Origin of the sequence: Microcoleus sp. F4-D5, assembly GCF_036704885.1 — a bacterium.
Classification (GTDB): domain Bacteria; phylum Cyanobacteriota; class Cyanobacteriia; order Cyanobacteriales; family Microcoleaceae; genus Microcoleus.
Genome location: NZ_JAUBSX010000128.1, coordinates 1 through 12,137 on the forward strand (window position 1 = coordinate 1; position 12,137 = coordinate 12,137).

12 protein-coding genes and 2 pseudogenes are annotated in these 12,137 nt (G+C 50.6%); 13 read left to right on the top strand and 1 reads right to left on the bottom strand.

All coding sequences use genetic code 11. The features are described 5' to 3' along the window. Positions 1-271 precede the first annotated feature (271 nt). Positions 272-1,194 (top strand): annotated as a pseudogene (locus QUA80_RS31760) (ISAzo13 family transposase). 92 nt (positions 1,195-1,286) lie between these two features. Here the strand turns inward: QUA80_RS31760 and QUA80_RS34020 are convergent. Beyond that, positions 1,287-1,772: pseudogene (locus QUA80_RS34020) on the bottom strand (IS1634 family transposase); the annotation flags it as partial. A gap of 460 nt (positions 1,773-2,232) precedes the next feature. On the opposite strand from QUA80_RS34020, the gene fdhA reads away from it, so the two are divergent. The 12 genes from fdhA to QUA80_RS31820 all read left to right on the top strand — a co-directional run bounded on the left by fdhA (position 2,233) and on the right by QUA80_RS31820 (position 11,987). After that, positions 2,233-3,429, top strand: coding sequence for a formaldehyde dehydrogenase, glutathione-independent (fdhA, locus tag QUA80_RS31770; protein WP_333428913.1), 1,197 nt, complete (start codon positions 2,233-2,235; stop codon positions 3,427-3,429). 29 nt (positions 3,430-3,458) lie between these two features. After that, a complete protein-coding gene (locus QUA80_RS31775) occupies positions 3,459-3,854 on the top strand; it encodes a response regulator (protein WP_333428914.1) in 396 nt (131 codons plus the stop codon). Between the two features lie 53 nt (positions 3,855-3,907). Further along, on the top strand, positions 3,908-4,522 hold the full coding sequence (locus QUA80_RS31780; protein WP_333428915.1) for a nitroreductase family protein: 615 nt from the start codon (positions 3,908-3,910) through the stop codon (positions 4,520-4,522). Beyond that, positions 4,519-6,171 (top strand): FAD-dependent oxidoreductase, encoded by a 1,653-nt coding sequence (locus QUA80_RS31785; protein ID WP_333428916.1) that lies wholly within the window; start codon positions 4,519-4,521, stop codon positions 6,169-6,171. Before QUA80_RS31780 ends, QUA80_RS31785 begins: the two co-directional genes overlap by 4 nt. A gap of 36 nt (positions 6,172-6,207) precedes the next feature. After that, positions 6,208-6,468: a UBP-type zinc finger domain-containing protein gene (locus tag QUA80_RS34025; protein WP_445302314.1), complete on the top strand. Its 261-nt coding sequence runs from the start codon at positions 6,208-6,210 to the stop codon at positions 6,466-6,468. A 42-nt stretch (positions 6,469-6,510) separates the two neighbouring features. After that, the gene (locus QUA80_RS31790) at positions 6,511-7,266 is read left to right on the top strand and encodes a TrkA C-terminal domain-containing protein (RefSeq protein WP_333428917.1); all 756 of its coding nucleotides are present in this window, start codon (positions 6,511-6,513) and stop codon (positions 7,264-7,266) included. Positions 7,267-7,434: 168 nt separating this feature from the next. Further along, a complete protein-coding gene (gene dps / locus QUA80_RS31795) occupies positions 7,435-8,016 on the top strand; it encodes a DNA starvation/stationary phase protection protein Dps (protein WP_333428918.1) in 582 nt (193 codons plus the stop codon). A 45-nt stretch (positions 8,017-8,061) separates the two neighbouring features. After that, a complete protein-coding gene (locus QUA80_RS31800; RefSeq protein ID WP_333428919.1) occupies positions 8,062-9,261 on the top strand; it encodes an alcohol dehydrogenase catalytic domain-containing protein in 1,200 nt (399 codons plus the stop codon). A gap of 74 nt (positions 9,262-9,335) precedes the next feature. Next, positions 9,336-9,830, top strand: a complete 495-nt coding sequence (locus QUA80_RS31805) for a hypothetical protein (protein WP_333428920.1) — start codon at positions 9,336-9,338, stop codon at positions 9,828-9,830. A gap of 136 nt (positions 9,831-9,966) precedes the next feature. Then, complete coding sequence (locus QUA80_RS31810; protein ID WP_333428921.1) at positions 9,967-10,392, top strand: heme-binding protein; 426 nt, start codon at positions 9,967-9,969, stop codon at positions 10,390-10,392. Between the two features lie 172 nt (positions 10,393-10,564). Then, the gene (locus tag QUA80_RS31815) at positions 10,565-11,128 is read left to right on the top strand and encodes a type 1 glutamine amidotransferase domain-containing protein (protein WP_333428922.1); all 564 of its coding nucleotides are present in this window, start codon (positions 10,565-10,567) and stop codon (positions 11,126-11,128) included. 13 nt (positions 11,129-11,141) lie between these two features. Next, positions 11,142-11,987: an aldo/keto reductase gene (locus QUA80_RS31820; RefSeq protein WP_333428923.1), complete on the top strand. Its 846-nt coding sequence runs from the start codon at positions 11,142-11,144 to the stop codon at positions 11,985-11,987. The last annotated feature ends 150 nt before the right edge of the window (positions 11,988-12,137 follow it).

Here is a 12,137-nt window from a genome sequence, read left to right on the forward strand (position 1 = left end):
GGTACATAGTTTGTGACCTACTCCCTGATGGTGATGCAAGGTTTCTCGGTCATTTTACACCACCACCTTACACTTCCTGCGACGCAATCCCTCTGGTGTCTCCTTTTCGCTCTTATTCAGCAAGCCCTATTTAGGATGGTCGCGTGCCACGGTTGAGAAAGGACAGAAAGAACTCCAAACTGGCCTGGTCTGTGTGGACAATTATCGAGCTAGAGGTCGAAAAAAAACTGAACAGAAGTGGGGCCACTTAGAAGCCGATCTTCGTAGCCTTGTGGACAATCATTCTCAAGCAGACCCCCAATTAAAGTCTACTTTCTGTGATGCTCGGATTAGCGCTCGGAGTGTGCGAGAAGCCCTGATTAAGGAAAAAGGATACCCAGATAGCCAGCTCCCTTGTCGTCAAACTATAGGCGAGATATTAAATCGGATGGGTTATCGTTTAAAAAAACACAAAAAAGTAAGCCCCTAAAAAAAATTCCCCAGACTGATGAGATTTTTAAAAATGTCGCCAAAGCTAATCAAACTTCCGACGAAAATCCCAAATCTTTAAGAATTTCTATTGATAGCAAATCTCAAGTAAAAATTGGTAATTTATCGCGATGCGGTAAAGCTCGAAATCGAGAACCTCTCCAGGCCAACGACCATGATACTCAATGGCAGACTGTATTGGTGCCTTTTGGGATTTTGGATGTATTAAATAATCGTCTATCAATTTATTTTGGTCAATCCGCTGAAACCTCAGATTTTATTGTGGATTGTTTATCAGATTGGTGGCAAAAGAATCAATCACTTTATTCGGGTTTAGAAGAGCTAGTCATTGATTTGGATGGAGGAGCGGCCACCCGAAGCAATCGCACTCAGTTTATCAAACGTATGGTAGAGTTTTCCTTAGAAACCGGGTTAAGAATTCGATTAATTTATTATCCGCCCTACCACAGTAAATACAATCCGATCGAACGCTGTTGGGCGGCCCTAGAAAATTATTGGAACGGAGCGATCTTAGCTTCGGTTGATTCTGCCATCCAATGGGCTTCTAATATGACCTGGAAAGGTATTTCCCCTACTGTACATTTGGTCGAAGGGACTTATAAAAAAGGTATTGTTGTGCCGACTCAAGAGTTAGAACCCATCAAAGTTTTTTGGCAACGAGAGGAAACTTTGCCCAAATGGGATATCACTATCTGCCCGCACTAGCTGGTATATTATTTTTCCGCAAGTCCCCTACTGCTCGATCGAACCCTCGATCGATTTATGAATGATTTGCGATCGCTATAGTTGATTGATGAATTATCTGATTGATTGCTATACATCTCTGTGTGTTTAAAAGATACTGATGGCAATTCTTGCTCATATTTACCATGTAGATGAAATCAACTTGAGTCTAAGTGAGATGTGTCGGTATTTATCTCGAATTTTTGAGCGGCTTCCAAGGCAATGGTTGTGAATATTTCCGTAATTACGGTCATTTATAATTTATCTAATACTCTTCCTAAACGGTCATCATTCAAATGTGACGCTTGAATCCCTTCTCCAAGTAAATTTTCTATTGCTTTTCCTTCAAAAAATTTAGAAAATAAGTATAATGGGGCGGAAACCATCCCTAATCCATTGATGAGCATGGCTTTAACTACCAGGCCGGGACTGACTATTTCACCTGGTTGTTCGCCTACTAATTCATTAATTTTTGCGACAATTCCTATTTCATCAATTAGACCGGCTATCAAGCCCAGATGATCTAGGTTTTTTACTGTCATCTCAGATGCTTTTTGCATGGGCTGCTAAATCCTAATTTGAGCGTTCATCTCGATCGCCAGTTTACACTATTTTTGGTGATGATTGGTTACCCAAGAGCGATCGCAATTAACGCATTTTCGCGGATGCGATCGGGTTACGGATCTATCATAAACTTGGTCTTTTACCGAGCGCCACCAAAATAATTGAGTATTTTTACTCGCTCTTGTCTCGGATGATTCACTTTTACCCCCTCAATTCCCGTATGTGCCAGTTAGGGGTGCGGAATGTGGGTTTAAATAAACTCGAAATTTTTTGTGAGATCGATGAGGAGTGTAGTTGAACAGGCTCATTAAGATGCGATCGCAACTCAACAACTCCTGCGAATCCAGCACAATTCCCTCAGAAAGCCCTTAGATTTCGCCTCTAGGGTGTCAATCATCACTGAGGATACTTCTATGACATTACCTTCATTATTAAGCCAACAAGGAGAAACAAATCATGTCAAGCAATCGTGGAGTGGTTTATATGGGTTCTGGGAAGGTCGAGGTGCAAACTATCGACTTTCCCAAACTCGTCGATCCGCGCGGCAACAAATGCAATCACGGCGTCATTCTCAAGATTGTTTCCACCAATATTTGTGGCAGCGACCAGCATATGGTGAGAGGACGTACTACAGCGCCGATTGGCATGGTGCTGGGTCATGAGATCACGGGTGAGGTGATCGAATGTGGGAGCGACGTTCAATTTATTCAGCAAGGGGATCTAGTTTCTGTGCCATTTAACGTGGCGTGTGGACGCTGCCGCAACTGCGAGGAACGTCATACAGATGTGTGCCTGAACGTGAACCCGGATCGCCCCGGTGGTGCCTATGGATACGTTGATATGGGCGGATGGATTGGCGGTCAAGCAGAGTATGTCATGGTTCCCTACGCCGATTTCAATCTCCTGAAATTCCCAAACAAGGCTCAAGCAATGGAAAAGATCCCGGATCTGACCTGCCTGACTGACATCTTGCCCACGGGTTATCACGGTTGTGTGACCGCAGGAGTCACAAGTGGCTCAACGGTATACATTGCTGGTGCAGGTCCGGTTGGTCTGGCAGCCGCCGCATCAGCACAGCTATTGGGAGCGGCGGTCGTGATTGTTGGAGCAGGCAACCCAGCTCGCTTAGCTCATGCTAGAAGTATCGGCTGTGAAACGGTTGATATCTCCAAAGATGCCTCGATCGTCGAACAAATCGAACAAATTCTTGGTGTGCCGGAGGTCGATTGTGCAGTCGATTGCGTCGGCTTTGAGGCGCACGGGCACGGCAAAGACTACGATCCGAAGAAAGGTGTACCTGCGATCGTATTAAACACCATGATGGAAGTCACTCGCGCTGGCGGAGCGGTGGGTATTCCTGGATTGTACGTAACCGAAGATCCGGGAGCAGAGGACGAGGCAGCGAAGCTCGGTAATCTGACCATGCGCTTCGGGTTGGGTTGGGCAAAGAGCCTTTCGTTCTACACAGGTCAAACCCCTGTCAAAAAATACAACCGTGCCTTGATGATGGCAATTCTTAACGACAAGATCCAAATCGCTAAGGCTGTCAACGTTCAGGTGATTCCCCTAGACGAGGCTCCCCAGGGCTACCAAGCGTTTGACAAAGGAGCCGCCAAAAAATTTGTGATTGACCCCCACGGCAGCTTGAAGTAAGCCGCTTGGAGCAAGGGAGGAATCTTGCTATGGATGCTCTCAATGGTTTCCGGGTTCTAGTCGTCGAGAATGACGAAGATAATCTGATGTTACTGTCGTTTGTTCTGATGGAGGCGGGAATGGAGGTGATCAGAGCCTGCTTAGCCTATCAAGCATTCACGTTATTGGCAGCCAAACCAGATCTGCTGATCAGTGAGGTTCGGTTGCCTGAGGAAGATGGCATCTCCTTAATTTACAGGATACGGAAATTATGTCCAACGCAGGGAGGACACATTCCGGCAATTGCACTCAGTACCGATGTTGCTCAAGAAACTCAACATCAGGCGTTAGCAGCAGGATATCAAGCATTTATCACCAAACCCTTTGATATAGATGAGTTGTTATGGATAGTGGCTGGCGTTAAAGCCGATAGGCAATGCCTGTAATTTTGAACGTGTTGTTTTGAAATCATTAACTGAATTGAGTAGAAGTAGATTTTATGGCTAATAAAAAAGCGTCAACCGATCATTCAATTCATGCACTTCTCGCTGAACGCTGGAGTCCCTATGCCTTTCAAGACCGCTCTGTTTCGGATGACGATCTGCGTTCACTGTTTGAAGCAGCTCGTTGGGCACCGTCATCCTATAATGAACAGCCCTGGACCTACATCGTTGCGAAACGGGAGAATTCCGCTGAATTTGAGAAACTCCTGTCCTGTCTGGTAGAGGGAAACCAGCTCTGGGCAAAGGCTGCACCCGTCCTGGCTTTGGGCATTGTGCGGTTGCATTTTATTCTCAATGACCAGCCCAACCGCGCAGCCGTTCACGATCTGGGGCTGGCGACAGGAAACCTGTGTGTGGAGGCGACAGCACGGGGGCTGTTTGTGCATCAAATGATCGGGATTGTTCCGCACAGGGCACGAGAAGTCTACGAGATTCCGGAGGCTTCAGAGGCATGGACGGCGCTGGCGATTGGGTATTTGGGAGATCCAACTCAGTTGCCGGAGTCGCTTAGAGAGCGAGATCTGACACCGAGACAGCGTAAGCCGCAGCGGGAGTTTGTATTTGGCGGCAAGTGGGGAAAGGTGTCGTCAATTGTATCGTATCAAGAATGAGGATTTCAATCATGGCATTAGAGCATCACCCGATCGCGTTTCCCAAACTCGACGATGAACAGATCGCGGCATTGGGCAAATTCGCCAAACTTAAAGCATTTCAGGCAGGCGAGACACTGTTTGCGGAAGGCACACCGAATTACCAATTCTTCGCGATCAAGCGTGGCGAAGTTGCGATCGTCGATCGTTCCTCTGGTCGCGATCAGATCGTCACAATCCACGAGCCGGGGGAGTTTACGGGGGATGTGGATATTTTGACAGGTAGACCGGCTGTTGTTAGGGCGATCGCCCACTCCAACTGTGAGGTGTATGAGATTGCAGCAGACGATCTACGACGGATTTTGAATGAAATGCCACGACTGAGTGATATTTTACTCCGGGCATTTCTGATGCGCCGTCAGTTGCTTGAGGAATCCGGCTTCGTAGCCGTCAGGGTGGTCGGTTCACGCTATTCCCCTGAAACTCATCGATTTCGCGAGTTTCTGGCGAAAAATAAGGTTCCCTTTACCTGGATCGATCTGGAAAACGATCCTCAAGTTGACACACTGCTGACACAGTTCAGGATCCGTGAAGATGAAACCCCAGTTGTGATTTGTGGCAACGCTAAGCTACTGAAAAATCCTTCGATGGCTGAGTTGGCTGACTGCCTTGGCATTAAAAAACCGATCGAACACACCATCTATGATTTGGTAGTCGTGGGGTCGGGTCCAGCGGGGTTGGCGGCAGCGATTTACGGCGCATCGGAGGGCTTGAAAACCCTCGTATTGGACAAAATGGGTCCGGGTGGGCAGGCGGGCAGCAGTTCCAAAATCGAGAATTACATGGGCTTTCCAACGGGTCTTTCCGGTAGCGATCTGGCAAATCGAGCCGTGATCCAGGCTGAGAAATTTGGGGCTATATTAACGGCACCAGCGGAAGTAGTTCGACTGAGCCGCGAAACTGGGTACTACGCGCTGCGACTAGAGAGCGGCGAAGAAATCTCTGCTAAATGCATTCTAATCTGCGCGGGTGCGTCCTATCGCAAGCTTGCCGTTGAGGGCTACGATCGCTTTGAAGGTTCCGGCGTTTATTACGCAGCGACAGCGGTGGAAGCTCTGCTGTGCCGGGGTGCCCAGGTGGTCGTCGTGGGTGGCGGCAATTCTGCAGGTCAGGCGGCAGTTTTTCTCTCCGAACAAACTCGAAAAGTCTTTTTGCTAATTCGGGGCGATGATCTGGGAAAAACCATGTCTCATTACCTGGTGCAGCGGATTGAGCAAACGCCCAACATCGAAGTGCAATGCTACACCGAAATCTGCAAAATGTACGGCAACAAGTGGCTCGAAGCCGTTGAGGTGTTTTGCAGTCAAACCGGACAAGCTGACACGATTAAATGTTTGGCAGTCTTTGTCTTTATCGGTGCTGTGCCGCATACGAAATGGTTGCCAGATGCCATTCAGTGCGATCGCAACGGGTTTGTCAAGACAGGTCTGCGAGTGATGGAGTCAGGCGAGTGGACGCTGCGTCGCCAACCCTTTCTGCTGGAAACCAGTCTTCCCGGCATTTTTGCAGCGGGAGACGTGCGGCTGGGTTCCACCAAGCGGGTGGCTTCTGCCGTCGGAGAAGGGGCAATGGCAGTGCAGTTCGTTCATGAGTACCTGGCTTCTAGCTAAATGAACTGGGGATTACAGAATCGATAGGAGGATGACATGGTAATACAATGCACACATCTCAATCAAATTCGGAGAGTGACACCCAGCACAAGAGGGTGTAGAGAGTGTCTGATGCTGGGAGACCCTTGGGTACACCTGCGTGTGTGCTTAACCTGCGGTCATGTTGGTTGCTGCGATGAATCTAAGAACAAACATGCCACACGGCATTTTCTTGCGACGCATCATCCTATCATTCAGTCGTTTGAACCAGGGGAGGATTGGATGTGGTGCTATATCGATAAGGTGTTCATGGACTAACAGCGTTAACCGAAATCGGAGGTATTAGAGTTGGAAGCACTCGTGTCACTTCTACTTGCCGTTACCCTGTCGTTGTTAATCATGCGTATTGCTGCCGAAGCCCTGATCCTGACTGGGCTATCTCGTCAGACGGCTGAATTTCAGGCACATTCAGCGATTACGGGTTCGGGCTTTACCACCAGCGAATCAGAACAGGTGGTTACCCATCCCGTGCGGCGACGTATCCTCATGTGGTTGATGTTGCTGGCGAATGCCGGATTGATTACGGTGATTTCCTCCTTAGTCCTTACATTCATCAGCGCAGCTAAGCTCAACGATTGGCTGCCTCGTCTCGTGCTGCTGGTGCTAGGAATAGCAATTCTTTGGATCGTAGCAATTAACCGTTGGATCAAGCATTTCCTCTCCCATTGGATGCAATGGGCGTTGCGCCGCTGGACTCGCCTGGATGTGCGAGATTATGCCAGCCTGCTGCACCTATCGGATGGCTATGCGGTGATGGAACTGCAAGTGGATGCAGGAGATTGGATTGCTGACAGACCGCTGCGGGAAACCAACCTCCGTCAAGAGGGGATTATAGTGTTGGGGATTCTCCGCCCTGATGGAGCATACCTTGGCGCACCTAGAGGAGCAACCTTTATCCGTCCCAACGATGTGGTGCTCTTGTATGGTCGCCTGGATGCCTTCAGTGAGTTGGATTCGCGTCAGGCGGGGAGTACAGGTGAACAGGCTCACCAGGATGCGATCGCCGATCATCAACAACTCCTTTTAGAACGCGATCGCCAAGATGCAGCCAAGTAAGGAACGTAACCTTCGCAAATTCGCCATGATTTCCTCAGAAAACCCTTAGATTCTCCCTCTAGGGTGTCAACAGAGTCTAGCACCCAGGGAAATATTGCCTCAGCGACTTACAAGACCCACTCTGGCACTAGATTTCAAACAGCAAAGCCTGGATCAGGAGACGAACTGATGAGTCGTGATTCGCAATTCCTTTATTCCACTCGCATCGACATTCCCTCAATGTTGCGGACTCAGGTAATTGAGTTGCTCAATCAAACCCTGGCTTCAACACTAGATCTGAAAACTCAAGTTAAACAAGCCCACTGGAATGTCAAAGGGAAAGACTTCTACCAATTGCATGAACTGTTCGATGAAATCGCAGCGGAAGTGGAAGAATTTATCGATCTGGTGGCAGAACGCATCACTGCATTAGGAGGCTACCCTCTGGGAACCGCCCGCATTGCTGCCCAGCAGTCGGAGTTACCCGAGTATCCGTTTGACCTGGTAGAGGGGATGGATCATGTTACGGCTCTCGCCGATCACTTCGCCATTTATGCTAAATCCCTACGGGATGGGATTCAGAAAACCGACGAGCTCAATGAGATGGATACCAATGACCTCTACATTGAGATCTCGCGGGCGATCGACAAGCGCTTATGGTTCCTGGAAGCGCATCTGCAAACTGCAACCAATACTTCAAGAGCGGCTACCGCAAACACCCAATCCCATGCCGTAAAAGCTGGTGCAAAGGAAGCTAAAGCTCTTCGATGAACCCTCACAAATCAAACAATTACAAAAGAAAAGGAGAAACCAGTCATGGCAAGCAATCGTGGAGTTGTCTACATGGGGCCTGGGAAAGTCGAGGTTAAAAATCTTGATTTCCCAAAACTCATCGATCCTCGTGGCAACAAAGCCGATCACGGAGCGATTCTCAAGATCGTAACAACAAACATCTGCGGCAGCGATCAGCACATCTATCACGGTCGGTTTGCGGCTCCTGTAGGAATGCAATTGGGACATGAGATGACTGGCGAGGTGATCGAAGTGGGTCGGGACGTGCAGTTTATTCATGTTGGCGATCTTTGTTCTGTTCCATTTAACGTCTCCTGTGGACGCTGCCGCAACTGCAAGGAGCGTCACACCGAGGTCTGCATGAACGTCAACCCCGAAGTAGACTGCGGCGCTTACGGCTTCAACCTCGGCGACTGGCAGGGCGGGCAATCCGAATACCTCATGGTTCCCTACGCCGACTGGAACCTCTTAAAGTTCCCCGACAAAGACCAAGCAATGTCAAAGATCAGGGATCTGACGCTGCTCTCAGACATCTTGCCGACCGGCTTTCACGGCTGCATAGAGGCAAGGGTCGGATCGGGATCGACGGTCTACATCGCTGGCGCAGGTCCAGTGGGTCGCTGTGCCGCTGCCAGTGCTCGCTTCTTGGGCGCGTCCTGCATAATTGTGGGCGACAGAAACCAGGAGCGGTTAGACCTGGTGAAGAAAGCGGGCTACGAAACCGTAGACACGAGGAAAGATACGCCAGTTGCAGACCAGATCGAAGCAATCTTGGGAGAGAGGGAAGTCGATTCCGGAGTGGACTGCGTGGGTCTTGAGGCGCATGGCTACGGACGGGAAGACGGAGAAGAGCATTCAGAAGCGATACTTAACACCCTGTTTGAAGTGGTCCGGGCGGGGGGCGCGATGGGCATCCCCGGCATATACACCGATGCCGATCCTGAAGCCAAGACCGACATGGCCAAGCAAGGTCTGCTCCCCCTTGCCTTCAGCAAGGCGTGGATCAAGTCGCCGTCGCTGACGGCAGGACAAGCTCCGATCATGAAATACAACCGCCAACTGATGATGGCGATCCTGTGGGACCGGATGCCTTACTTGAGCGAAGTTGTGAACACCGAGATCATCTCGCTCGACCAAGCACCGGAGGCTTACCGGATATTTAGCGATGGCTCGCCGAAGAAGTTCGTCATCGACCCGCACGGCAGCACGAAGAAAGCCGCATAGAGCAGGATGAGGCGTAACCAAAGAAGCAGTCACCGCAGCCATTCAATGAAGTTTGACCGTAAGGAGAAACAATCATGGCAACCGCAACCACAACTCGAACCAACGACCACATTCAGAAGGATGTGCTACATGAGCTGAAGTGGAATCCTCACGTCGTCAATCCATTTCCGATCGCCTGCGGTCACTGTTTCTTCTGCAAACAAACGCTGAAATCTCTCTGCGACAACACCCTCAAAAAATACATAAAACACGAAAGGAGGTCAATCATGGTTAACGTTGGATTGCTCGTTCTACTGGAAGCAAAACCTGGCAAAGAAGCAGAGGTCGAGCGTTTTCTCCATGACGGATTGGTAATCGTCCAACAGGAGCCAGCCACGATCGCCTGGTTCGCCATCCGCATGGGACCCTCCGCGTTCGGAATCTTCGACGTTTTTCCAGATGAGGCAGGACGGCAGGCACACCTGTCAGGAAAAGTCGCTGCGGCATTGAGGTCAAAAGCCGACGAACTTTTTGCACAGTCACCCACGATTGAAAAGATTGATGTGCTTGCCGCTAAGCTGCCCCAGTAGAAGACGCTGAGTAAGAGGATGCGGAGAGGGGGAGACGCTGAGATGTTTTTTCAGTTCCCGTGTCCCCGCGTCTTCTTGATTCCCCTCTCCCTCCCCTCCCCTGCTTCCCCCACCAAATACACCAGGAGAAACCATTATGACCTCCCAGATGACACTCCAGCAACAGTCCGTATCTCTGGACGATGCCCGACGAGTGCTCGCCGCTGGAGAAGAGACAGCCAGAGCGATCGGACAACCCATGAACATCGCCGTCGTTGATGCAGGCGGCAATCTCGTCACCCACATCCGCATGGACGGTGCGTGGCTCGGCAGCATCGACATCTCGATCAACAAAGCATTCACCGCCCGCGCGTTTAACCTTGCCACCAAAGCGTTGGCAGAGAATGCTCAGCCTGGAGAACAATTTTTCGGCATCCATGCCTCCAATGCAGGACAAGTGATGATCTTCGCAGGCGGCATCCCACTACAGCGCGGCGGTCAAGTCGTCGGTGCAGTCGGCGTTAGCGGCGGTAGTGGCGAACAGGATCAGACCGTTGCTGAGGCTGCTGCCGCTGCATTCTAACCTGCAAATGTAAACCGCTATAGAAGCGATCGTAACGAACAGACTTGTTGTCGTAACGAATGGACTTGTGATCCTAACGAATGGATTTGACGAATGGACTTGCTGTCATAACGAATAGACACAGCACAACGTTATACAGAGCCAAATTTAAGTATCAAAAGGAGATAGAAGCATGGCGAATGAGAATCTCAAAGGACTGAAGGTCGCAATCCTAATCACGGACGGCTTCGAGCAGGTCGAGATGACCGAGCCACGGAAAGCCCTCGACCAGGCTAGTGCCGAGACTCGCATCGTGTCGCCCAAGGATGATCGGGTCCGCGCCTGGAACTTTACGGATTGGGGTGACGAGTTCCCGGTCGATGTGGCTCTTGACCAGGCACAATCTCAGGACTTCGACGCATTGCTACTACCGGGTGGTGTGATCAATCCCGATTCACTTCGCATCCAGCCGAAGGCGATCGCATTTATCAAGTCCTTCTTCGACGCTGGCAAACCCGTGGCATCCATCTGCCACGGACCCTGGACGATCATTGAGGCTGGTGCTGCACGCGGGCGGCGGATCGCTGCGTGGCCCTCGCTCAAGACGGATCTGCGGAATGCAGGCGCGGAGTGGGTGGATCGGGAGGTCGTGGTGGACGGCAACCTTGTAACGAGTCGTATGCCCGACGACATTCCAGCGTTCAACCGGGAAATGATTGGGCTGTTCAGCCACGCGGGACAGGCGCAGCCAGTATAGGAGAGTTCCAAAGATGAAACTAGTGCAATTGCCATCGGGAAGATTGGTGCCTGCGTTGGGACAGGGAACCTGGGGAATGGGAGAGGATCGTAGTCAGCGACAAGCAGAAATTGCAGCACTTCGTCTTGGACTCGATCTGGGGATGACGCTGATTGACACGGCAGAGATGTATGGGGATGGTGGTGCGGAAGAGGTGGTCGGTGAGGCGATCGCCAAACGCCGCGATGAAGTCTTCCTCGTCAGTAAGGTCTATCCGCACAACGCCACCCGGCGGGGCGCGATCGAGGCGTGCGATCGCAGCCTGAGGCGGCTCAAGACCGATTACCTCGACTTCTACCTCCTCCACTGGCGTGGGTCAGTACCGCTGGCAGAGACGCTGGCAGGATTTCAGTGGCTCAAACAAGCAGGGAAGATTTGGGATTATGGTGTTAGCAATTTCGATCTCGATGACATGGAGGAGGCTATTTCCTTGCCTGGTGGCGATGGGATTATCGTCAATCAGGTGCTGTACAACTTGATGCAGCGTGGCATTGAGTGGGATCTGCTGCCCTGGTGCCAGAATCGCGACATTGCCATCATGGCGTACTCGCCGATCGAACACTCCCCGCGTGAACCAGGGGGAATGTTGCACAATCCTCAGCTCAAAGCGATCGCCGCACGTCACGGTGTTACGCCGACCCAAGTCGCTCTCGCATGGCTACTGCATCAGGAGGTGATCGCCATTCCCAAAGCCAGCAATCCAGCGCACGTTCGGGAGAATCGCGCGGCGTTGGATCTAACACTTACAAGTGCAGATTTGGCGGAACTCGATCGCGCCTTTCCGCCACCTCGCCATAAGAGGGCACTAGCAATGAGATAAATACGAGGATTGACATCCTCTCCCGTTAAATCGGAGTACCGATTATAACGGGAGATTCCTAAACCTCACGATTTATCGCTCTTCCATCACTCTTATGATAGAATAATAGAGAAAAGTGTCACAAACCGTTAACTGGCTTATGTTTGCGGA